This window comes from Pseudomonas phoenicis (assembly GCF_047302395.1).
Classification (GTDB): domain Bacteria; phylum Pseudomonadota; class Gammaproteobacteria; order Pseudomonadales; family Pseudomonadaceae; genus Aquipseudomonas.
In genome coordinates, this window is record NZ_CP154852.1 from 2656299 (window position 1) to 2679095 (window position 22797).

The 22797-nt window shown below is 63.8% G+C and carries 23 protein-coding genes; 11 read left to right on the forward strand and 12 right to left on the reverse strand.

Annotation, left to right across the window (positions count from 1 at the left end; translation table 11 throughout):
- Positions 1 to 53 precede the first annotated feature (53 nt).
- From AA0Z93_RS11930 to AA0Z93_RS11960, 7 genes are all read left to right on the forward strand, one after another.
- The gene (locus tag AA0Z93_RS11930; RefSeq protein WP_413048749.1) at positions 54 to 1061 is read left to right on the forward strand and encodes a DUF481 domain-containing protein; all 1008 of its coding nucleotides are present in this window, start codon (positions 54 to 56) and stop codon (positions 1059 to 1061) included.
- Positions 1062 to 1148: 87 nt separating this feature from the next.
- Entirely contained in the window at positions 1149 to 1880 is a 732-nt protein-coding gene (locus tag AA0Z93_RS11935; protein ID WP_413048748.1) for a HugZ family protein, read from the forward strand.
- 66 nt (positions 1881 to 1946) lie between these two features.
- Positions 1947 to 2408, forward strand: coding sequence for an FxsA family protein (locus AA0Z93_RS11940; protein WP_413048747.1), 462 nt, complete (start codon positions 1947 to 1949; stop codon positions 2406 to 2408).
- 256 nt (positions 2409 to 2664) lie between these two features.
- Positions 2665 to 2958 (forward strand): co-chaperone GroES, encoded by a 294-nt coding sequence (locus AA0Z93_RS11945; RefSeq protein WP_028696642.1) that lies wholly within the window; start codon positions 2665 to 2667, stop codon positions 2956 to 2958.
- A gap of 48 nt (positions 2959 to 3006) precedes the next feature.
- Positions 3007 to 4647, forward strand: a complete 1641-nt coding sequence (gene groL / locus AA0Z93_RS11950; protein WP_313739190.1) for a chaperonin GroEL — start codon at positions 3007 to 3009, stop codon at positions 4645 to 4647.
- 177 nt (positions 4648 to 4824) lie between these two features.
- The gene (colR, locus tag AA0Z93_RS11955) at positions 4825 to 5508 is read left to right on the forward strand and encodes a two-component system response regulator ColR (protein WP_296265328.1); all 684 of its coding nucleotides are present in this window, start codon (positions 4825 to 4827) and stop codon (positions 5506 to 5508) included.
- A complete protein-coding gene (locus tag AA0Z93_RS11960; protein ID WP_413048746.1) occupies positions 5498 to 6826 on the forward strand; it encodes a sensor histidine kinase in 1329 nt (442 codons plus the stop codon). The genes colR and AA0Z93_RS11960 overlap by 11 nt, the downstream gene beginning before the upstream one ends.
- A 99-nt stretch (positions 6827 to 6925) precedes the next feature.
- On the opposite strand, the gene AA0Z93_RS11965 is transcribed toward AA0Z93_RS11960, so the two are convergent.
- Complete coding sequence (locus AA0Z93_RS11965) at positions 6926 to 7747, reverse strand: beta-carotene 15,15'-dioxygenase, Brp/Blh family (protein WP_413048745.1); 822 nt, start codon at positions 7745 to 7747, stop codon at positions 6926 to 6928.
- 2 nt (positions 7748 to 7749) lie between these two features.
- Positions 7750 to 8442: a bacteriorhodopsin gene (locus AA0Z93_RS11970; RefSeq protein ID WP_413048744.1), complete on the reverse strand. Its 693-nt coding sequence runs from the start codon at positions 8440 to 8442 to the stop codon at positions 7750 to 7752.
- 541 nt (positions 8443 to 8983) lie between these two features.
- On the opposite strand from AA0Z93_RS11970, the gene AA0Z93_RS11975 reads away from it, so the two are divergent.
- On the forward strand, positions 8984 to 9685 hold the full coding sequence (locus AA0Z93_RS11975; protein WP_413048743.1) for a lipopolysaccharide kinase InaA family protein: 702 nt from the start codon (positions 8984 to 8986) through the stop codon (positions 9683 to 9685).
- Complete coding sequence (locus tag AA0Z93_RS11980) at positions 9682 to 9915, forward strand: hypothetical protein (RefSeq protein ID WP_413048742.1); 234 nt, start codon at positions 9682 to 9684, stop codon at positions 9913 to 9915. The genes AA0Z93_RS11975 and AA0Z93_RS11980 overlap by 4 nt, the downstream gene beginning before the upstream one ends.
- Before the next feature lie 59 nt (positions 9916 to 9974).
- On the opposite strand, the gene AA0Z93_RS11985 is transcribed toward AA0Z93_RS11980, so the two are convergent.
- From AA0Z93_RS11985 to AA0Z93_RS11995, 3 genes are read right to left on the reverse strand one after another with little or no spacing between them, the layout of a single operon-like run.
- A complete protein-coding gene (locus tag AA0Z93_RS11985; protein ID WP_413048741.1) occupies positions 9975 to 10343 on the reverse strand; it encodes a DNA polymerase III subunit chi in 369 nt (122 codons plus the stop codon).
- A gap of 5 nt (positions 10344 to 10348) precedes the next feature.
- Entirely contained in the window at positions 10349 to 10777 is a 429-nt protein-coding gene (locus AA0Z93_RS11990) for a DNA polymerase III subunit chi (RefSeq protein ID WP_413048740.1), read from the reverse strand.
- A 48-nt stretch (positions 10778 to 10825) separates the two neighbouring features.
- Complete coding sequence (locus tag AA0Z93_RS11995; RefSeq protein WP_413048739.1) at positions 10826 to 12319, reverse strand: leucyl aminopeptidase; 1494 nt, start codon at positions 12317 to 12319, stop codon at positions 10826 to 10828.
- A gap of 285 nt (positions 12320 to 12604) precedes the next feature.
- On the opposite strand from AA0Z93_RS11995, the gene lptF reads away from it, so the two are divergent.
- Complete coding sequence (lptF, locus tag AA0Z93_RS12000; RefSeq protein ID WP_413048738.1) at positions 12605 to 13720, forward strand: LPS export ABC transporter permease LptF; 1116 nt, start codon at positions 12605 to 12607, stop codon at positions 13718 to 13720.
- A complete protein-coding gene (gene lptG, locus AA0Z93_RS12005) occupies positions 13713 to 14774 on the forward strand; it encodes an LPS export ABC transporter permease LptG (RefSeq protein ID WP_413048737.1) in 1062 nt (353 codons plus the stop codon). The genes lptF and lptG overlap by 8 nt, the downstream gene beginning before the upstream one ends.
- Before the next feature lie 53 nt (positions 14775 to 14827).
- On the opposite strand, the gene AA0Z93_RS12010 is transcribed toward lptG, so the two are convergent.
- The 7 genes from AA0Z93_RS12010 to AA0Z93_RS12040 all read right to left on the reverse strand — a co-directional run bounded on the left by AA0Z93_RS12010 (position 14828) and on the right by AA0Z93_RS12040 (position 22701).
- Positions 14828 to 15316, reverse strand: a complete 489-nt coding sequence (locus tag AA0Z93_RS12010) for an RDD family protein (protein ID WP_413048736.1) — start codon at positions 15314 to 15316, stop codon at positions 14828 to 14830.
- A gap of 86 nt (positions 15317 to 15402) precedes the next feature.
- A complete protein-coding gene (locus tag AA0Z93_RS12015) occupies positions 15403 to 15615 on the reverse strand; it encodes a cold-shock protein (RefSeq protein ID WP_186556447.1) in 213 nt (70 codons plus the stop codon).
- 333 nt (positions 15616 to 15948) lie between these two features.
- Positions 15949 to 17070 (reverse strand): glycine cleavage system aminomethyltransferase GcvT, encoded by a 1122-nt coding sequence (gene gcvT / locus AA0Z93_RS12020; protein ID WP_413048735.1) that lies wholly within the window; start codon positions 17068 to 17070, stop codon positions 15949 to 15951.
- A 102-nt stretch (positions 17071 to 17172) separates the two neighbouring features.
- On the reverse strand, positions 17173 to 20028 hold the full coding sequence (gene gcvP / locus AA0Z93_RS12025) for an aminomethyl-transferring glycine dehydrogenase (RefSeq protein WP_413048734.1): 2856 nt from the start codon (positions 20026 to 20028) through the stop codon (positions 17173 to 17175).
- A gap of 10 nt (positions 20029 to 20038) precedes the next feature.
- A complete protein-coding gene (gene gcvH, locus AA0Z93_RS12030; protein ID WP_413048733.1) occupies positions 20039 to 20422 on the reverse strand; it encodes a glycine cleavage system protein GcvH in 384 nt (127 codons plus the stop codon).
- Positions 20423 to 20764: 342 nt separating this feature from the next.
- Positions 20765 to 22273: a sigma-54-dependent transcriptional regulator gene (locus AA0Z93_RS12035; protein ID WP_413048732.1), complete on the reverse strand. Its 1509-nt coding sequence runs from the start codon at positions 22271 to 22273 to the stop codon at positions 20765 to 20767.
- 65 nt (positions 22274 to 22338) lie between these two features.
- Positions 22339 to 22701, reverse strand: coding sequence for a DUF5064 family protein (locus tag AA0Z93_RS12040; RefSeq protein WP_413048731.1), 363 nt, complete (start codon positions 22699 to 22701; stop codon positions 22339 to 22341).
- Positions 22702 to 22797: the final 96 nt, after the last annotated feature.

The window sequence follows — 22797 nt, forward strand, 5'->3', positions numbered from 1 at the left end:
GCGATCTGGATAATGCCCGGTTTTTTCCACTCTTCGAGCCTTACGATTCGCTTATGTTCTCTCGAGCTTTGCTGTCTCTCGTTGTTGTTTCCCTGTCCGCTCCGGCGTTGGCCGATACCGTCTGGATGAAGAACGGTGACCGCCTGACCGGCACCATCAAGGTCTTCGACGGCGGCAAGTTGCTGCTCGACACCAAGTACGGTGGCGCCATCGCGCTGGACTGGAAAGAGGTCAAGACCCTCGAAAGCGACCAGCAGTTGTTGGTCAAGCAAGGCGCCTACGAGGGCGAGCACGCCAAGTCGCTGCAACCGGCCGAGGCGGGCAAGGTCATTCTGGCCAACGGCGAAGCGCCCAAGACCGTCGAGCTGGCCAGCATCGAGCAGATCCTCAAGCCCAAGCCGGTGGTCGAAGATCTGGTGTGGAAAGGCCGGATCGACGCCGCGCTGGACTACAAGCGCGCCGAAAAAGATACCGACAACTACGACATCGGCTTCAAGACCACCGCGCGCCATGGCCGCTGGCGGCACACCGCCGACGGCGAATACAACCGCGATACCCAGGACGACGTGACCACCAACGACAACTGGACCGCCGAGTACTCGCTGGACCGCTTCCTGACCGACCAATGGTTCTGGCAAGGGCGCATCGACTATACCCGCGACCACATCGAAGACCTGGAACGCCAGCGCACCGTCGGTACCGGCCCCGGCTACCAGTTCTGGGACAACGAACTGGGCGCCTTCTCGCTCGGCAGCCTGCTCAACCGCACCGACTACGCCTACCGCGACGGCGGCAAGGACGACTTCTATTCGGTGGCGATGAAGTGGGACTACAACCGCTACCTGATCGGCAAGCGCTTCGAGTTCTTCACCAACGGTGAAGTCGGCAAGCCGCTGGGATCGGTCGCCGACTACTCGCTCGATGCCGAGCTGGGCGTGCGTTACAAGGTGACCGAATGGGCGTCGCTCAACCTCAAGGCCGAGCGCAACGTGATCAGCGGTACGCAGGACAGCGACCTCGAGAAAACCCGCTATACCGCAGGCTTCGGCGTCAACTGGTAAGCCGCTGGCAGCGCTCCGGCGGCTGGCACCTGACGGCGTAAATGACTATCGTGTGCCCGGTCATTTCTTCGTCAGGAGCCGCCCTTCGTGAGTACCCCCGCCCATCGTCCTGCCCGGGAGCTGTTGCTCAAGGAATACCGCGGCGTGCTGTCGACCCACTCCAAGTCCATGCCTGGTTACCCCTTCGGTTCGGTGGTGCCTTACTGCCTGGACGCGCAGGGCTGGCCGCTGTTGCTGATCAGCCGTATCGCGCAACACACCCACAACCTCAAGCAGGACGCCAAGTGTTCGCTGCTGGTCGGCGAGCGTGACGCCGAAGACGTGCAGGCCGTAGGCCGCCTGACGCTGCTGGCGCAGGCGCGCAAGCTCGACGAGGCCAGCGCCATCGCCGCCGCTGCGGAGCGTTACTACCGTTATTTCCCCGAGGCGGCCGGCTACCACCAGGCCCACGATTTCGACTTGTGGGTGCTGCAACCCGTGCGCCACCGTTACATCGGCGGCTTCGGCGCCATCCACTGGCTCGACGACGTCACCCTGGCAAACCCCTTCGCCGGTAGCGTCGAAGCCAGGATGATCGAGCACATGAACAGCGACCATGCCTCGGCCATCGCCCATTACGTTGGCCTTAACCAGCTGCCGGACACGCCTCCCGCGGCACTGGTCGGCATCGACAGCGAAGGCATGCACCTGCGTATCGGTCAGGCGCTGCACTGGCTGCCCTTCCCGCAAATCTGCAATAACCCGACACAAGTTCGCGAAGCCCTGGTTTTGCTGGCTCGCGCCGAACAATGGCCTGTCTGCGAACAGCCTGCGGGTTGAAATACAGAGTCGTCGCAACCATCTAGAGGTCTCACAGCAAGACTGTCTTGCGCGAGGATTCCTGTAATGCGTGTTTTTCTCCTGCTTCTATTGATCTTCCCGGTGCTTGAGTTGTTCGTCTTCGTCAAGGTCGCCGGGGCCATCGGATTTCTACCGGCGTTGCTGCTGATCATCGCCGGCTCTGCCCTGGGCCTGCTGGTGATGCGGGTAGCGGGCCTGGCCACGGCGTTGCGCGCCCGTGAAAGCCTGCAGCGCGGCGAATTGCCTGCCGAACAGATGTTCCAGGGCTTGATGCTGGCCGTGGGTGGCGGTCTGCTGCTGATCCCCGGTTTCGTCAGCGACGTAGTGGGCCTGATCTGCCTGCTGCCGTTCACCCGCCACTTCGCGGCGCGCAAGCTGCGCGCCCGTGCCGAGGCGCAGGCCGCCCGTCAGCGGGCGTTCCGCGACGAGCCTTCCGCCGCCCAGCCGCGTGAGGGGCTGCAACGGCCCAATGTCATCGAAGGCGAATACGAACGCCGCGACCAGTGATCCTGCCCTCCCTGCAACGGCCCCATGACGGGGCCGTTCGCATTTACGTTCCCTGCATCTGAAAAAATATTTTTCTACGGCCTTGTAATCGACGTTGCCGACCTCATGTATGGGACACCGCAAGGTTTCTGGCGCACATCGCCAGACATGACAGCGATGGCTCGCCCGCGGCGGGCCATCTCCGGCAACGCCGGAACGCATTAACCGCCGGTGTCGACACCGGCCGATGAAAACCACAATTTGGGAGAGATCGACAATGAAGCTTCGTCCTCTGCATGACCGCGTAGTCATCCGTCGCAGCGAAGAAGAATCGAAAACCGCTGGCGGTATCGTCCTGCCGGGCAGCGCGGCCGAGAAGCCGAACCGCGGCGAAATTGTTGCCGTCGGTACCGGTCGAGTTCTGGACAGCGGCGAAGTCCGCGCCCTGGCCGTCAAAGTGGGTGACAAAGTCGTGTTCGGTCCGTACTCGGGCAGCAACACCGTGAAAGTCGACGGCGAAGACCTGCTGGTGATGAGCGAGAACGAAATCCTCGCTGTCGTCGAAGGCTGATTTCCCCCGATTTCCGTGACCCCACAGAATTTCAAGGATTAAACGATCATGGCTGCTAAAGACGTAAAATTCGGCGATTCCGCCCGTAAGAAAATGCTCGTCGGTGTCAACGTTCTGGCTGACGCCGTCAAAGCCACCCTCGGCCCGAAAGGCCGTAACGTAGTACTGGCCAAGAGCTTCGGCGCGCCGACCATCACCAAGGACGGCGTTTCCGTCGCCAAGGAAATCGAACTCAAGTGCGCGTTCGAGAACATGGGCGCGCAACTGGTCAAGGAAGTCGCTTCCAAGGCCAACGACGCAGCCGGTGACGGCACCACCACCGCCACCGTCCTGGCCCAAGCCATCGTCAACGAAGGCCTGAAAGCCGTCGCTGCCGGCATGAACCCGATGGACCTCAAGCGTGGCATCGACAAGGCCACCACCGCCGTCGTCGCCGAGCTGAAGAACCTGTCCAAGCCGTGCTCCGATTCCAAGGCCATCGCCCAGGTCGGCACCATCTCCGCCAACTCCGACGAGTCCATCGGCCAGATCATTGCCGAAGCGATGGAAAAGGTCGGTAAAGAAGGCGTGATCACCGTCGAAGAAGGTTCGGGTCTGGACAACGAACTGTCGGTCGTCGAAGGCATGCAGTTCGACCGCGGCTACCTGTCGCCGTACTTCGTCAACAAGCCGGACACCATGGTCGCCGAGCTGGAAGGCCCGCTGCTGCTGCTGGTCGACAAGAAGATCTCCAACATCCGCGAACTGCTGCCTGTGCTGGAAGCCGTCGCCAAGGCCGGCCGTCCGCTGCTGATCGTGGCCGAAGACGTCGAAGGCGAAGCGCTGGCGACCCTGGTCGTCAACAACATGCGCGGCATCGTCAAGGTCGCGGCAGTCAAGGCACCAGGCTTCGGCGATCGCCGCAAGGCCATGCTGCAGGACATCGCCGTCCTGACCGGCGGTACCGTCATTTCCGAAGAAATCGGTCTGTCCCTGGAAACCGCCACCCTGGAGCACCTGGGCAACGCCAAGCGCGTCGTTCTCTCCAAGGAAAACACCACCATCATCGACGGTGCTGGCGTGGAAGGCGACATCCAGGCGCGCGTCACGCAGATCCGTGCCCAGATCGGCGACACGTCGTCCGACTACGACCGTGAGAAGCTGCAAGAGCGTCTGGCCAAGCTGGCCGGCGGCGTTGCCCTGATCAAGGTCGGTGCCGGCACCGAAGTCGAAATGAAAGAGAAGAAGGCCCGCGTCGAAGACGCCCTGCACGCTACCCGTGCAGCCGTCGAAGAAGGCGTGGTACCTGGCGGTGGCGTTGCCCTGGTGCGCGCCCTGGCCGCACTGGTCGACCTCAAAGGCGACAACGAAGACCAGAACGTCGGTATCGCTCTGCTGCGCCGCGCCGTCGAAGCGCCACTGCGTCAGATCACTGCCAACGCCGGCGACGAGCCAAGCGTGGTGGCCGACAAGGTCAAGCAGGGCTCGGGCAACTACGGCTACAACGCTGCAACCGGCGAATACGGCGACATGATCGAAATGGGTATCCTCGACCCAGCCAAGGTCACCCGTTCCGCGCTGCAAGCAGCCGCTTCGATCGGTGGTCTGATGATCACCACCGAAGCCATGGTCGCCGAGCTGCCGGAAGAAAAAGCCGCAGGCGGCATGCCTGACATGGGCGGCATGGGTGGTATGGGCGGCATGATGTAAGCCGGTCTCACCTTGCTGTAGGAAAAGCCCCGCCTTGTGCGGGGTTTTTTCGTTATGGCGTATAAATCGTTTCTTATCGGGTCTGGGTTAAATGGCCGGCAACGCTGGCGTCGCCATGACCGAAAGCCTTAAGCTGCGCCAGCCGCGCCGCGCCCCAGCACTGCACAGGAGACCCCGATGCGCATTCTTTTGGTGGAAGACAACCGCGATATCCTGGCCAACCTCGCCGATTATCTCGGCATGAAAGGCTATACCGTCGATTGCGCCCAGGATGGGTTGTCCGGCTTGCACTTGGCGGCGACCGAACATTACGACCTCATCGTGCTCGACATCATGCTGCCCGGCATCGATGGCTACACCCTGTGCAAACGCCTGCGCGAGGACGCCCGCCGCGATACGCCGGTCATCATGCTCACTGCCCGCGACCAGCTCGACGACCGCCTGCAGGGCTTTCGTTCCGGCGCCGACGACTACCTGCTCAAGCCGTTCGCCCTGTCCGAGCTGTCGGCGCGCATCGAAGCGATTCTGCGCCGTGCCCAGGGTGGCGGGCGGCGCACGCTGCAGGTGGCCGATCTCAGCTACGACCTCGACACCCTGGAGGTCACCCGCGAGGGCCGTCTGCTCAAGCTCAACCCGGTCGGCCTCAAGCTGCTCGCCGTGTTGATGCAGAAAAGCCCGCACGTGCTGCGCCGCGAAGTGCTCGAAGAGGCGCTGTGGGGCGACGACTGCCCCGACAGCGACAGCCTGCGCAGCCATGTCCACCAATTGCGCCAAGTGATCGACAAGCCATTCGACAAGCCGTTGCTGCACACCGTGCATGGTGTCGGCTATCGCCTGGCCGAGGGTCGTGATGGAGTTTAAGCAGAGCCTCGCGCAGCGCATCATCATCGCCTTCGCGGTGATGAGCGCGCTGGTGGCCGGCGCCTTCGGTATCGGCATCGTGTCCACCGTGCACCTGGTGGAAGAGCGTCTGATCTCCTCGGTGCTCGGCGGCGACCTGCAGCGTCTGCTGCGCATGGACAGCGTCAGCGACTGGAGCCACCGGCCGCGCCCCGACCAGCTGTTCTATTTCGACGGTGGGCGCGACGACTTCGAGCTGCCCAGGGACCTGCGCCATCTGGAAACCGGCTTCCATGAGGTGTTCCGCGACCAGCTGTCGTACCACGCGATGGTCGAGGTGGTCGATGGCCGGCACTATGTGCTGCTGCAGGACCAGAGCGACTTCGAAGAGCGCGAGCGACTGCTGTTCGCCGTAGTGCTGGTGGGCTTCGTGCTCAGCCTGGTGCTGGCCACCGTGCTCGGTTGGTTGCTGGCAAGGCGGGTGATGGCGCCGGTGATCCGCTTGGCGCGCCAGGTGCGGCACCGCGATCAGTTGCTGGGCCTGGCACCGCCCCTGGCGCCGGACTACGCCGCCGACGAAGTGGGGCAACTGGCGGTGGCCTTCGACGACACGCTGGGCCGGCTGCGCGATGCCTTGACCCGCGAACGGCTGTTCACCAGCGACGTCAGCCACGAACTGCGTACGCCATTGATGGTACTGGCGACCTCCTGTGAACTGCTGATGGTCAATCCCAACCTCGACAGCCGTTCGCGCAGCCAAGTCGAGCGTATCGCCCGAGCTACCGAGGAGATGCGCGAGCTGGTCAAGACCTTCCTCATGCTGGCGCGTGCCCAGCATGACGAGAATGCCATCGCCTCGCGCGCCACCGTGCGCGAGGTGGCCGATGACCTGATCGGTGTGTGGCGCGACACCGTCGAGCAGAAGGGGCTCGCGTTGTACTACGACGGTCGGGTCAGTGCTGGTCCACAACAATACAACGCCACGTTCCTGCAATCGGTCATGGGCAACCTGCTGCGCAACGCCGCGCATTACACCGACAGCGGCTACATCCGTCTGAGCCTCAACCCCGATGGCTTCAGCGTGGAAGACAGCGGCGTCGGCATCCCGGAGGAGCAGCGCGAAGCGATGTTCAAACCCTTCGTGCGGGGTGCCGAACGGCGTGGCGAGGGTCTGGGCCTGGGCTTGTCGTTGGTGCAGCGGATATGCGACGACCAGGGCTGGCAGGTCAAGCTCAGCGCGACCTTGCCCCATGGTTGTCGTTTTCAGGTGGACCTGTGTGGCCCGAAGGAGGTGCTCGATCTGAACGCAGAGGCGCACAAGGCTCCCTCCAACGAGTAGGCTTAGCCACGAGTCCCGGCGGCCCGTTTGCCGAGAGCCTTTGCCTGGGCTGGCGCGCGTTCGCGAGGTGACGAGGAGTGCGAAGGTATGCTCCGAGGATCAGTGGACTGGCGCTGGTCGCTCGACCACGAACCATGGCAAAACCAGCATGTGCGGTATGGCGAACGCGGCCAGTACGGCAAACAGCGAGCGAGTACCCGTATGCTCCTGCTGGACGAACACGACAGCGACGATCAGGGCGAACAAGGCGGCTGCCGCCAGTACCAAGCGTGTCATCCGCAGGTAGTCGCCCAGCTTGCGCATGCCTAACAGGCGCTGCCGTGTGCGGGTCTGTGGTGCGGCATGCAACAGAAAGAAACCCAGCGCGAACCCAGTCAAAGGTGGCAGGCACAGGGTCGCGACGACTATCGCCGCCAAGCGCCCATCGCTTTTGCGCCAGGCAGCCCCCAGCAGTACCGCACTGGCCAGGACGCCTGAGACGGCCAGCGCATTCGCCAATCCAATAGCCAATGCACTGGTGTGATTACCCGAAGCCAAATCGAGCAGCTGCCCCACCGTTTGCCTGTGCAATACGGCAGGGGCGCCGATGATGAAAGCGCCCAAGGCCAGGCGCTCGCAGGGATGCTCGAAGCATTCGTCTTCGTGACTGAAATGCCAGGCGGACAGCAGCAGAAAGACTATGAGGGCTACGGAGCTGGCAATTTGCCAAAGCCCCAGGTAGGCGAGAGCGGCGGCAAGGTAACAGGCGATGAAAGACAGTCGCCGTGCTGCATTGACCACATGCAGGTCGCTCGCTCCATGCAACAGACCCAGGCCTAGCCCGACGGCCACGGCAAAGGCCAGTGGCAGGCTGCCGCCGATCAGGCTGACGGCAACCGCACACAGCACCAGTGCCAGCCAGCCTTGGCCTGCGGCACGCACGTTCAGGCGCCTCGATCGACCAACGCATTGCGCAGGTTGCCTTCGCTGGTGAAGGCATAGACCACCTTGGCAAGGACATCGAGCACCAGGAATACCCAAACGGTCAAAGCATCGCTGACCAGGCCCAAGCCTTCCGGACCGACGGCGAACACCACCGGATAGATCAGCCACAGCAAAGTAAGAAAACCGATGTTGCGGCGGTAGGCGCTGCCGACTGCAACATGTTGTTCGGCCAGTGCTGCCAAAGGCTTCCACATCAGATACAGCACACCGGCGAAGGCGGCGCAGGACCAGGCGAAGAACACCCATTTCACCGTTCCATAAGGTGCCAGCGAGGCAACCAGGCCGGTGACGATCATCACCACGTCCAAGGCCACGATCGAAGCGATGAAGCCTGCTCGGCCATCTCGTTCGCGCGCGCCGAGAAACGCCGAGCTGACTACGCCTGCCAGCAACAAGGGTGTGGTGAACGTCCAGTCCAGATAACGCGCGACATAGGTCACGGTGCCGTCCGGCTTGATCAAGTTGCCCAGGCCCAGGTACATGGCCAGATAGGCGGTGGCCGCGATGAAGGGCACTGCGGCGTGAAGCAGGGTATGGCCGCGCAGAGGTCCGTGGTGGGCACCTTTGGCATAGATGGCCAAGGAGGAGAGGGACATGATGATGAAGCCGATGAGCAGGGGCGTTTGAACCATGGCGAGCTCCGGAAGCGACAGAAAGGGCAACGGTCGAGCAGCGTCAGAGCGTGGCTGCGTTGCTCGCCCGATAGAAAGTGGAGGAAGTGCCCGAATATTTGGTTCAAAATGTTTCGGGCAGCAATGGGCCATAGAGCTTTGCAGGTCAAGCTCGACAACATTTGGGAATGCTCGACAGGCGCTCACTGGCGGTACGTAGTTTGCACACGTTGATGGCCTTTATAGGTCGCGCCGTTCGGGAATACATTCCGCGAGCTGCCATATCGAATCGTCGATTTGCACAATGGCAAAATAATTCAAGGCGTTACGGGCACGGATCGCCGTTCGTGCTGTCAGCTATCGGCCACTTTCGCAGGCCTATGACCCGCCAAGGCAACTGCTGCGGCATCGGCTTGTGAGGCTTTGCCTCGAAGCACCGTGTTACCCATAGCCACATCCGTAACACGCTTTTTCTCGATCGGCTTTGCATTCAACCGCGTATGACGGTGCTGCCAGGCTATGCCGTATGGCTAATCAATCTATTACGCAAGAGACAGTGATCATGGCAAGTGCCCAGAACCCAGCCTCGCAGTTCGACTTCTACTGGCAGCAAAAAGGAGAGTGGGTCGAAGAGCCCAACCAGCGCCGGGGAGGCGAAAGCGGTGTGCAGCGCCTGGACAACGGCCAGGGTCACTGCCTGTATGCCAAGCGCCAGACGGGCCACCTGTACCGTAGCTGGCTGCATCCGTTCGGGCGTCCGACCGTGCTGCGCGAGCAGGATGCCTTGAGCAGTTGCGCGCGCCTGGGCGTACGTGTGCCACGCATCGTGTTCTGCCAGGCGCGCCGCGATGCCAACCATCAATGGCAGGCGCTGTTGGTGAGCGAGGCTCTGGAAGGCTTCGTCGACTTGGAAAGCTGGTACGCCGCCGGTGCCCTGACCGGTTACCCCGAAGCCGTGCACCAGCGCATGCTCAAGGATCTGGCGCAAAACATGGCGCGCATGCACAGAGGGCACTGGCAGCACAGCTGCCTGTACGGCAAGCATGTGTTCGTCAAGGTGGTAGGGGAAGGCGAGGACGCGCAGGTCGAAACGGCGCTGCTGGATCTGGAAAAAGCGCGTCGGCGCTTGAGGTGCCAGAGCGCGGCCGCGAAAGATCTGGGGCAATTGCAGCGCCACTCGTCCATTTCGGACGCACATTTCCGTTCCTTGCTCTACTTTTACGAGACAGCGTTTGGCAGCGCAGTCAAAGGGTTAGGGCAATGAAACTAGAAATAGCACGAGCTTTGTTCTTCATCGCTGCGTTGGCCGTCACCACGGCTGCGGCGGCGGCCTGGGAACAACCGCGCCCATTGGTGTTCAGCAAAGCCGAATTGGCAGGGCAATGCGCCTTGCCGCGAGCACCCAGAGCCCAGATACAAGACCAGGCCAGGCCCGATCATGACCTGCTGTTGTTTCTGTTCGGCATGCGCCAGGGCCTCAAGCCTTTCGGCTGAGGCCGCACCTCCCATGCCTCAGGCCCGCCTCCAGCAGGCGGCCTGGGGCCACCGCTGCATCATTCCTTTGCGTTGAGCAAACGCTCCATACGCACCGCCAGACGGCGCTTGATCTCGGTTTCGATGTGTGGCGTGAAGTCGTTGATCACGTCCTGCATGATCGATTGGGCCGCTGCGCGCAATTCGCTGTCCAGGTGCAGCAGGGTGTCCTGACGACGGGCCTGCGCGTCGTGAAGATCGCCAGTGCCGGCTGACACCTTGGCGGACGACGCAGCGCTGTTCTGTGCCGCGCTGGCCGACGGTGCCGGTTCCACCGTTTCGGTGAGCAGAGGGGGTTGCAGGTCGGCATCGCCCAGCAGCTCGCGGATCGACTCCAGGTCATCGAGCAGGTGGGCAGAGTGGTTGGGGGAAGTCATCGGCTTGTCCATGGTCGTCAAAGTCGCTGTAGGCGGTGATCGGTAAGAGCGTAGCCCCGTTCCCGATAGAAACGGAATCGCTCACGTGCGGCCTGGCGGACAGCGGGCGCTTCCACCACGATTTCGGCTACCCGCTGGAACTGGCCGACGAAAGCGGGGACGTCGCTGCCCAGGTTGATCAGCAGGTCGGCATGCCCATGGGCCGAAACACCGATACCCAATACCACTCGGCCGACAGGGTCCAGCTCTGCCGGGCCGTGGGGCACGAACGCTTCGCCCTTGAAGTGCCAAAGGCGTTGGTCGAGTTCGCCGCGCTGGTCTTCGTCCTGGCAATGCAGGTAGACCTGGTGCCCGAGGCGCCAGGCTTTTTCGCAGAGCTTGCAGGCGAAATCCAGACGCGCCGTGAGCGAGTCGGTGGGCAGGATGTAGAAATCGACTTTGGCCATGATTGGAATGCCGGCCAGCGGCGCACGGGCGCCACTGGCGATGTGGCATCAGGCTCCTGCGCGGTCGAGCAGGTATTGCGTCAGCAGCGGAACCGGACGGCCGGTGGCGCCCTTTTCCTTGCCGCCGCTGATCCAGGCGGTCCCGGCGATGTCCATGTGCGCCCACTGGTACTGCTTGGCGAAGCGCGAGAGGAAGCACGCAGCGGTGATGGTCCCGGCCTTCGGCCCGCCGATGTTGGCGATGTCGGCGAACGGGCTGTCGAGCTGCTCCTGGTACTCCTCGAACAACGGCAACTGCCAGGCGCGGTCGTCAGCCCGTTTGCCGGCATCGAGCAGCTGGCTCAGCAGGCCGTCGTCGTTGCCCAGCAGGCCAGTGGTGTGGCTGCCCAGGGCGACGATGCAGGCGCCGGTGAGCGTGGCGATGTCGATCACGGCCTGTGGCTTGAAGCGCTCGGCATAGGTGAGGGTGTCGCACAGCACCAGACGACCTTCGGCGTCGGTGTTGAGGATCTCCACGGTTTGCCCGCTCATGGTGGTGACGATGTCGCCAGGACGTGTGGCGCCGCCGCTCGGCATGTTTTCGGCACAGGCCAGCAGGCACACCAGGTTGATCGGCAACTGCAGTTCCAATACCGCTTGCAGGGTGCCGAACACGCTGGCCGCGCCGCACATGTCGTACTTCATCTCATCCATGCCGGCGCCAGGCTTGAGACTGATGCCACCGGTGTCGAAGGTGATGCCCTTACCCACCAGTACGTAGGGTCTTTCGCTTTTCTTGGCGCCTTGGTAGTTGAGCACGATCAACCGCGGCGGTTGCTCGCTGCCTTGGCCGACGGCATAGAAGGCGCCCATGCCCAAGTCTTTGATCTTCTTCTCGTCGAGCACTTCGACCTTGAGGTTCTTGTGCGCCTTGCCCATGTCCTTGGCTTGCTCGGCGAGGAAGCTCGGGTGGCACAGGTTCGGCGGCAGGTTGCCCAGGTCGCGGGTCAAGGCCATGCCGGCGCTGATCGCGCGGGCGTGCTTGAGGCTGCGCTCGACCTCGGCCAAGCCAGCCTCGCTGGTGAGCAGGGTGATCTTCTTCAGCGCGCGCGGTTCGGCCTTCTGGCTCTTGAAGCGGTCGAACACGTAGGTGCCGGCCAGCAAGGTTTCGGCCAGCAGCCGGTATTTGCCGTAGTGGCCTTCGCGACCTTCGACGACGACGTCATCGAGCACCAGGGTGGCATCGCTGCCGCCCAGGCCTTTGAGCACGCTGGCAACGGCGTTGACCACCTTGCGCCAGTTGCGGTCGTTCAGGGCCTGCTCTTTGCCGATGCCGACCAGCAGCACGCGTTCGGCCTTGAGGCCGGGCAGGGCCTGCAACAGCAGGGTCTGGCCGACTTTGCCGGTCAGGTCGCCGCGCTTGAGTACCGCGCCGATGGCACCGTTGCTCGCCTGATCGATGTGCTGGGCCAATGCGCCCAACAGGCGACCTTCACCGACGCAGAGCACCAGCGTGGCGGTTTTGACGGATACAGCAGCGACGCTTTTTACAACCAGTTCCATGTCGGGTCCCCAGATGGTCATTGGTGTGGCGTTGTCGGACGCAGGCGTCGCGATGCGCGGGCCGCCTGCTCGCATGCCAGTGGAAAAGCTGCCAGTTTGACCCTCCGCCGACCCTACTGACAACCCCGGGCCGTGGCCGGGCACCGCACCAAGTGACAGAGGCCATCAATCCCAGGATAATGCGCGCACTTTTGCAGTCGGTGGGCTTCGGCGAACCGGCTATGATCCTGATTGTCCGATTTCCTTGTCTGGCACTTCGCCCCTGACAACCCAGGAGTTTCTGGTTTGATCGTCTTCCGTTATCTGTCTCGCGAGGTCCTGGTGACCTTGAGCGCCGTCAGCGCCGTGCTGTTGGTGATCATCATGAGCGGGCGCTTCATCAAGTACCTGGCCCAGGCCGCGCAGGGCATCCTCGACCCGAGCGTGCTGTTCCTGATCATGGGGTTCCGCTTGCCCGGATTCCTGCAGTTGATCCTGCCACTGGGGCTGTTCCTCGGCATCCTGCTGGCGTATGGCCGGCTGTACCTGGAAAGCGAAATGACCGTGCTGTCGGCCACCGGCATGAGCCAGCAGCGTCTGCTCGCCATCACCCTGGCGCCGGCGGCCCTGGTGGCGCTGCTGGTCGCCTGGCTGAGCCTGAGCCTGGCGCCCCAGGGCGTGGCGCAGGTGCAGCGGATCATCAACCAGCAGGATGCCCTGACCGAGTTCGACACGCTGGTGCCGGGCCGTTTCCAGACCCTGCGCGACGGCACTCGGGTGACCTACACCGAACAGCTCTCCGACGATCGCGTCAAGCTCGACGGCGTGTTCATCTCCGAGAAACGCTTCAACCAGGACAAGACCAAGGACCGTGCGCCGACGGTACTGGTGGCCGAGCGCGGCCATCAAGAGGTGCGCGGCGACGGCAATCGCTACCTGGTGCTGGAAAACGGCTACCGCTACGACGGCAACCCGGGCGAAGCCAGTTATCGCGCGATCAAGTACGACACCTACGGCGTGCTGCTGCCCAAGCCCGAAGTCAGTCAGGAAGTCACCGACCGTGAAGCCATCCCGACGCAGCAGTTGTTCGCTGAGCAGGGCCTGCGCGAGCGGGCCGAGCTGCAATGGCGCCTGTCGTTGCCGATCCTGGTGTTCATCGTGACCTTGATGGCGGTGCCGCTGTCACGCGTCAATCCGCGCCAGGGCCGCTTCCTCAAGCTGCTGCCGGCCATTCTTCTCTACATGGCGTACCTGACCATGCTGATTTCCGTACGTGGCGCTCTGGAGAAGGGCAAGCTGCCGATCGCTTTGGGCATGTGGTGGGTGCACGGGTTGTTCCTGGCCATCGGCCTCGGGCTGATGTATTGGGAGCCGCTACGCCTCAAACGCGCGGCCCGTCGTGCGGAGGTGGCCCGTGGGTAAGCTCGATCGCTACATCGGCAGCAGCGTGCTGCTGGCCATTCTGGCCGTGCTGGGCATCATCCTCGGCCTGGCCTCGTTGTTCGCCTTCATCGACGAAATAGGCGACCTGAGCGACACCTACAGCCTGCTCGACGCCGGCATGTACGTGCTGTTGACCGCGCCCCGTCGGCTCTACGACATGCTGCCCATGGCCGCGCTGATCGGCTGCCTGATCGGCCTGGGCAGCCTGGCGAGCAGCAGCGAGCTGACCATCATGCGTGCGGCCGGGGTGTCGATCGGGCGCATCGTCTGGGCGGTGATGAAACCCATGTTGGTGCTGATGCTGGCAGGCCTGCTGATCGGCGAATACGTGGCACCGGCCACCGAAAGCAAGGCCCAGGCCGACCGCTCGCTGGCCCAGGGCGGCGGTGAGGCGCTGAGTTCCAAGCGCGGCATGTGGCATCGCCAGGGCAACGAGTTCGTGCACATCAACTCGGTACAGCCCAATGGCCTGCTGATCGGCGTCACCCGTTACCAGTTCAACGAGCAGCGCCAGGTGATGACCTCGAGCTTCGCGCGGCGCGCCACCTACGCCAACGAGCAGTGGACGCTGAATGATGTCAGCACCACCTTCTTCCGCGGCGACCATACCGAAGTGGTCAAAGCCGAGCAGGAACATTGGGACGTTTCGGTGACGCCGGAGCTGCTCAACACCGTGGTCTTGCCCGCCGAATCGCTGTCGATCAGCGGCTTGTGGAGCTATATCCACTATCTGTCCGACCAGGGTCTGAACAACTCCGCCTACTGGCTGGCGTTCTGGACCAAAGTGCTGCAGCCGTTGGTCACCGCTGCGCTGGTGGTGATGGCGATTTCCTTCATCTTCGGCCCGTTGCGCTCCGTGACCCTGGGCCAGCGCGTGTTCACGGGCGTACTGGTGGGCTTCGTGTTCCGCATCGCCGGTGAACTGCTGGGGCCGTCCAGCCAGGTGTTCGGCTTCCCGCCACTGCTGGCAGTGGTGTTGCCCGCAGCGATCTGCATGGTGGCCGGGGTCTGGCTGTTGCGCCGAGCCGGCTGATACCGTGATGCCAGGGGTGCCGATCCCGGTCCCCTGGCTCGATCTCCACGCTGCTACTTTCTCGCTTTCGGCACCCTGACCAATCGGGTGTTGGAGTAGAGGTCATGCCAGGTGCGCTGATGCTTGTCGAACAGCGCCCAGAAAAAACCCAGCCCCAGGCATAGCCACGAAGCGATGGCCACCATGAAGCGCAGCAAGGCCTGCCAAAGGCTGATCGCACTGCCGTCGGCGTTCTGCACCCTGACCCCCCACGCTTGCATGCCCAATGTCTGCCCGCCATGGGTCCAGAACTTGGCGAAGAAGCCGAACAACGCGAACAGCAGCAGGGTGGACAGCAGCGGGTCGCCGTCCAGAGCACCGGCTTCGGTCAACTGGCGCATGCGCGCCTCGCCGATGAACGCCATCTGGACCAGCTTGTAGAGCCCAGCCGTCACGATCAGCAGGGCCGTGCACAGCAGTGCGTCGTAGAACACGGCGGCCAGGCGCCGGGCGAGGCCGGCGGGCGGGAAGTCACCCTGGGGTTGCAGCGTGGACGTTGGCATGCGTAGCGGCTCCGGTAAACGAAGCGCGCATTCTACGGACAAAAAAAAGCCCCTGCACTTGGCAGGGGCTTTTTGCGGAGCTTCGATCAGCCTTCGGCTTGAACTTCGTCGGCCTGCATGCCTTTCTGGCCTTGAACGGCAACGAAGGTCACCTTCTGGCCTTCCTTCAGGGATTTGAAACCGTTGCCCTGGATGGCACGGAAGTGCACGAAGAGGTCAGCACCGGATTCTGGGGTGATGAAACCGTAACCTTTCTCGTCATTGAACCACTTGACGGTACCGTTCTGACGCTCTGCCATGATCTTGCTTCCTATGGAACTTGGGTTGTGATGACAGTGGTTCACTTGAGGTGTGAAGTGAACGCCACTGGGCTGGTTGCAGGAAGTCTGGCGTCGAACGGGTGGTAGCGGTTTCGGCTACTGGCCCGGGTCACGATTCCACTTTGGCGACCCATGCAAACACAGTGGAAAAGACTCTACGCCAACTCTCTCGGATAAAACAAGTCCTGTCTGAGGCACCTTTCAGAGGGCATGCGCAGATACGACATTTCTGTCGGAAACGGCATGCCGCCTGGCCTGCAGGCCTTTCGCAAAACCACGGTCAGGGTTCGAAAACGAACATGGGCCAAGCCTTCAACCCCGGTGATAACGCGGCGTGACGAAAGGCATTTTGCTCACGTGCATGGGCACTTGTTTGCCGCGCACCATTGCGAACAGCGCGCTGTCCAGTGCCGCATGTTCGATATCGACATAGCCCATTGCCAACGGCGCATTGAGGGTAGGCCCGAAGCCGCCGCTGGTGACCTTGCCCACGACCCGACCAGCGGCATCGACGAGCTCCGCGCCTTCACGTACCGGTGTGCGGTCCTTGGCCAACAAGCCGACCCGTTTGCGCGCCACGCCTTCGCGTTGCTGCGCGAGGACCACCTGTGCGCCCGGAAAACCGCCGGCGCGTATGCCGTCGCCGCGGCGTGTCTTGGAGATGGCCCAGAACAGGCTGGCTTGAACCGGGGTGGTGGCGCTGTCCATGTCATGGCCATACAGGCACAGCCCCGCTTCCAGACGCAGCGAATCGCGCGCGCCCAGACCGATGGCCTGCACGTCCGGTGCGGCCAGTAGCCGGCGGGCCAGCGCTTGCGCGGCAGGGGCGGGTACGGAAATCTCGTAACCGTCCTCGCCGGTGTAACCCGAGCGGCTGACCACGCAGGACACGCCTAGAATGTCCAGCGTGCGTACTTGCATGAAGGTCATGTCCGCGACTTCGGGCGCCAGTTCGGCCAGCACCCCGACAGCGGCAGGGCCTTGCAAGGCCAGCAGGGCGCGCTCTTCGAACAGCGGCAACACATCGCACTGACCACTCAGCGCATGGCGCAGGTAGGCGAGGTCTTGGGTCTTGCAGGCAGCATTGACCACCAGCAACAGCTCGTCGTCGGCCAGGCGCGCGACCATCAGGTCATCGAGGATGCCGCCCTGGTCGTTGGTGAACAATGCATAGCGTTGCAGGCCCACCGGCAGGTCGAGGATGTCCACCGGTACCAGGCGCTCCAACGCCGCTGCGGCGCCTGGGCCGCGCAAAAGGATCTGACCCATGTGCGAAACGTCGAACAACCCGGCGTGCGCACGGGTATGCAGGTGTTCCTTGAGCACCCCCAGAGGGTATTGCACGGGCATGGCGTAACCGGCGAAGGGCACCATGCGCGCGCCCAACTCCAGGTGCAGGGCATGCAGCGGTGTGTGTTGCAGTGTGTCGGACATCGAACGCTCCTGAAAATCTCGTCTAGGTCGGCCCAGCGGCACGACGATGGACCGGCCGGCGCCATGGCGACCGGCCGGACCCTGCGCGGACGGCAACGGCCGTCAGCCTTCCTGATACAGCTCGATCGGCGGGCAGGCGCACACCAGGTTGCGGTCGCCGTAGACGTTGTCGACACGCCCCACCGGCGGCCAATACTTGCCCTGCACCAGGCTCGGCAAGGGGTATACGGCCTGTTCGCGGCCATAGGGGTGGCGCCACTCGCCGACCAGCTCGGTAGCGGTGTGCGGCGCGTTCTTCAGCGGATTGTCGTCCGCGTCCAGACGGCCTTCCTGCACCGCACGGATTTCCTCGCGTATCTTGAGCATGGCCTCGCAGAAGCGGTCCAGCTCCTGCTTGGATTCGCTTTCGGTCGGCTCGATCATCAACGTGCCGGCCACCGGGAACGACATGGTCGGGGCATGGAAGCCGAAGTCGATCAAGCGCTTGGCCACGTCATCGACGCTGATGCCGCTGCTGTCCTTGAGCGGGCGCAGGTCGAGGATGCACTCGTGGGCCACCAGGCCCTGGTTGCCGGTGTACAGCACTGGGTAATGGCCGTGCAGGCGCCGAGCGATGTAGTTGGCGTTGAGGATGGCCATCTGCGACGCGCGCTTGAGGCCGGCGCCGCCCATCATGCGGATGTACATCCAGGTGATAGGCAGAATGCTGGCGCTGCCGAAGGGCGCCGCGCACACCGCGCCTTCCTGGCGCGGCAACGCCGCGTGGCCCGGCAGGAACGGCGCCAGGTGCGCCTTCACGCCGATCGGGCCGACGCCGGGGCCGCCGCCGCCGTGGGGAATGCAGAAGGTCTTGTGCAGGTTCAGGTGCGACACGTCGCCGCCGAACTTGCCCGGTGCGCACAGCCCGACCATGGCGTTCATGTTGGCGCCGTCGATGTACACCTGGCCGCCGTGCTCATGGACGATAGCGCAGATTTCGCCGATGGCCTCCTCGAACACGCCATGGGTAGACGGGTAGGTGATCATCAGCGCCGCCAGTTGCTCGCGGTGCTGCTCGGCTTTGGCGCGCAGGTCGTCGACATCGACGTTGCCGCGGGCATCGCAGGCCGTGACCACCACGCGCATGCCGGCCATGTGCGCGGTAGCCGGATTGGTGCCGTGGGCCGAGGCCGGAATCAGGCAGACGTTGCGCTGCTGGTCGCCACGGCTGCGGTGATAGGCGCGAATCGCCAGCAGACCGGCGTATTCGCCCTGCGAGCCGGCGTTGGGTTGCAGCGACACGGCGTCGTAGCCGGTGGCGGCGCAGAGCATGGCTTCCAGCTCTTCGGTCATCTGTGCGTAACCCTGGCTCTGTTCGGCCGGGGCGAAGGGGTGCAGGTTGCCGAACTCGGCCCAGGTCACCGGAATCATTTCGCTGGCCGCATTCAGTTTCATGGTGCACGAACCCAGCGGGATCATGCTGCGGTCCAGCGCCAGGTCCTGGTCGGCCAGGCGGCGCAGGTAGCGCATCAGCTCGGTTTCGCTGTGGTAGCGGTTGAATACCGGGTGTTCGAGGAAGGCCGACTGGCGCCGTAGTGCGGCCGGCAGGCGCGGTTCCGCGGTGGCAGCCAAGGCGGCGAAGTCGGGGGCGGCCTTGCCATCGGCGAACAGCGCCCAGAGTGCCTCGACGTCGGCCTGGGTGGTGGTTTCGTCCAGTGACAGGCCCAACTGGCTGGCGCCGACCACGCGCAGGTTGATGCGCTGCGCGCGGGCTTTGTCATGCCACTGCATGGTGGCGCTGCCGGTGTCCAGGGTCAACGTGTCGAAGGCGCTCTCGCCGAGCACCTTCACGCCCAGCTCGTGCAAACCTTGGGCAAGGATCGAGGTCAGGCCGCTGACCCGTTCGGCGATGCGCGTCAAACCTGCCGGGCCGTGGTAGACCGCGTACATGCTGGCCATGTTGGCCAGCAGCACTTGCGCGGTACAGATGTTGGAGGTCGCCTTCTCGCGGCGGATGTGCTGCTCGCGGGTTTGCATGGCCAGGCGCAGCGCGGTGTTGCCGAAGCGGTCGATGGACACGCCGACCAAGCGCCCGGGCATGTCGCGTTTGAACGCATCGCGGGTGGCGAAGTAGGCCGCGTGCGGGCCGCCGAAGCCCAGTGGCACGCCGAAGCGCTGCGCCGTACCGATGGCCACGTCGGCCTCGAATTCACCCGGGGGCGTGAGCAGGGTCAGGGCCAAGAGGTCGGCGGCCACGGCCACCAGGGCGTTGGCGGCGTGCAGGCGCTGCACCAGTTCGCGGTAGTCGAATATCTCGCCATGGCTGGCCGGGTATTGCAGCAGCGCGCCGAAGAACGTCGAAACATCCTCAAGTTCGCGCTCGTCGCCGACCACCACCTCGATACCGAGAGGTTCGGCGCGGGTACGCAGCACGTCGAGGGTTTGTGGGTGGCAATGCACGGAGGCGAAGAAGGCCTGGCCGGTCTTGTTCTTCGACAGGCGCTTGCAGAAGGTCATGGCCTCGGCCGCGGCGGTGGCTTCGTCGAGCAGGGAGGCGTTGCTGATCGGCAAGCCCGTCAGGTCGCAGATCAGCGTCTGGAAATTCAGCAGCGCTTCCAGGCGACCTTGGGAAATTTCCGGTTGGTAGGGCGTATAGGCGGTGTACCAGGCGGGATTTTCCAGCAGGTTGCGCAGGATCGGCGCCGGGGTGTGGCAGTCGTAGTAGCCCTGACCGATGTAGGTCTTGAACAGCTGGTTGCGGCCGGCGATGGCCTTGAGCGCGGCCAGGGCGTCGGTTTCGCTCTGGCCGGGGGCGTCGCCCAGCACGCTGGTGCCCTGGATGCTGGCGGGAACGACGGCTTGGCTCATGGCGTCGAGGGAATCGAAGCCGAGCAGGGCGAGCATGGCCTGCTCATCGGCGGCGCGGGGGCCGATGTGGCGGGCGACGAATTCGTTGGCGGTGCTGAGGTTCAGGGGCATGGCGGGGTCCTCAGGCGTCGACGCTGGCATTGAGCAGTCGGTCGTAGGCGTCCTGGTCGAGCAGGTCGGCCACGGCGTCCGGTTGGTCGGGCACGAAGCGGAAGAACCAGCCTGCGCCGAGCGGTTGTTCGTTGACCAGTTCCGGCTGTTCGGCCAGTTGCTCGTTGACGGCGACGATCTCGCCGGCCAACGGCATATAGACGCCGCTGGCCGCTTTCACCGACTCCACGGTCGAGGCCTCACTGGCTTGGTCGTAATGTTGCAACTCGGGCAATTGCACGTAGACCACATCGCCCAGCGCCTGCTGGGCGTAGGCGGTGATTCCCACCGTGACGCTGCCGTCGGTTTCGACGCGCAGCCATTCGTGATCCTCGGTAAAACGCAACTCGCTCATGAAAAGTCCTCGGGATGCAGGAGGTCAGGCGCGGTGTGGCCCCACGCTCTGGGTCGAGGTTTTCCCTAGCAAGAAGGCGGCCAGCCGGGTGAAAGCCCGATTTATCGAGGGTTTGCTGCGAATCGGTACATGACAGCTAAAAGGGTTTTGTAATGAATTCGATACAGTCTGGAGCGGTCTGAAAAGGAAGCCCGATCAAACCCTTGCAGAACAGGCTGTCGGGGGCTTTGTATGAATTTCATTACACCGTAAAGCAATCGGTACAATCCTGTTACGCCTGCCCCATAGTCATATGCCTGCAGGCCAGCGCACGCGACGGCGCATGGCTGGCATCATCGCTGTTCAAGCATCCTTACGAATCCCGTACTTGCGCAGACGCTGGGCGATGGCGGTATGCGAAGTCTGCAAGCGTGCAGCCAGCAAGCGAGTCGACGGGTAGCTGGCATACAGGCGTTGCAGCAGCTCGCGCTCGAAGTCGCCGACCGCCCGCTCCAGGCTGGCGACGCCGCCCGACTGGCCGCTGGCGACCGAGGTGCCGGCGATGTCCAGATCGTCGATCTCCACCCACTGGCGTTCGCAAATCGCGGCAGCGCGGAAGATCACGTTGTGCAGTTGGCGCACGTTGCCCGGCCAGGGATTGGCCAGCAGCGCTGCATGGGTGGCGCTGCTCAGGCGGCAGGGCGGACGCTGGATCTGCGTGCAGGCCTGGGCCATGAAGGCGTGTGCCAGCATGAGGATGTCTTCGCCGCGTTCGCGTAGAGGCGGCACTTGCAGGTTGAGCACGTTGAGCCGGTAGAACAGGTCTTCGCGGAAGGTGCCTTCGCCGACCATGCGTTGCAGGTCGCGGTGGGTGGCGCTGATGATGCGCACATCGACCTTCACTTCGCGGTCGCCACCGACCCGGCGGAAGCTGCCATCGCTGAGAAAGCGCAGCAGTTTGGCTTGCAGGTAGGGCGACATTTCGCCGATTTCATCGAGAAATACCGTGCCCTGGTTGGCCAGTTCCATCAGCCCCGGCTTGCCGCCACGCTGGGCGCCGGTGAAGGCGCCGGGGGCATAGCCGAACAGCTCGCTCTCGGCCAGGCTTTCCGGCAGCGCGGCGCAATTGAGCGCCAGGAACGGCGCGGCTTGGCGACTGCTGAGGGCGTGGCAGCCGCGGGCTACCAGTTCCTTGCCGGTGCCGGTTTCGCCATGCACCAGCAGCGGAGCGTCGAGCACCGCCACGCGCAGGGCGCGGGCCTTGAGGGTGCGAATCGCCGGCGAGTCGCCGAGCAACGCCTCCAGGCCTTCGGCATGGTCGTGGCGCAGGGCCGAAAGCCGCTCGCCCATGCGCGTGGGTGGATACAGCGTCAGCAGCCCGCCGGCATGGGTGATGGGGCTGGCGTCGAGCAACAGGCTCTGGCCGTTGAGCTGCATCTCGCGCATCGGCAGGTGGAAGTTGTTGTCCAGCAGCGCTTGCAGCAGGCCCGGATCGCCAAACAGCTCGCCCACCGAACGCCCGGCCGACTCACGGCCGCACAGGGCGATCAATGCCGGATTGGCCAGCAGCACCTTGCCGGCGCTGTCGACCGCCAGCACCGGATCGCTCATGGCCGCCAGCAGGGCGTCGAGCTGCAGGTGGCGGCGCTGGCCGGGAAGGATGTCCACCACCTCCACCGACTGCACGCCGTGCACGTCGAGCAGCGCGTCGTGCAGTTCTTCCAGTACGGCAGGGCTCAGGGTCGGGGCGTCGATGTAGACGTTCGGCGGGACCATCTCCACCGCGTCCAGGTTGAGGTGGCGGGCACCCAGCAAGGCGAGCACTTCCTGGGTGATGCCGACGCGGTCGATGAAGCTGACGTGGATACGCATGGGGGCTGGGGCCATGGCCGGAGGGGCGGACAGTATGCCCTGGCCAGACCGGCAACCCCAGTGGATCAGGTGAGGTGTTCGGGCTTGACCGGGTCGCCGGACTTCACGTCGAGCTGGGCTCGCACGTCTTCGAACATCAGGTCGTAGAAGGTATGGGACGCCGCGATGCTCGACGCACTCTTGGGCAGGCCGTGCTTTTCCGCCAGGCGGGTGACGTAGCGGGCGAAGTCGAAGGCCTGGTCCTTGGGCAGGAAGAAGGTTTCATCGACCGTTTTGTCATCGATGCTGCCATGCAGGCGGAAATTCATGCCGGCGCCTTCCTTGGGGTCTTGGAACAGGCTGTAGTCGACGCTCAGGTTATAGCTGTGGTCGGCCTGGTTCAGCGCATGGCGCTCGATGTGCAAGTGGCCGGGGGTGAAGGTGGCCATGGGCGGTCCTCCTGATGATGGGTGGGCTTTGCGCGCATTGGGTGGTGTCAACGGTAGCTGATAAGCGGCGGAATGTGCCCAGCAGTTGCGCTGATT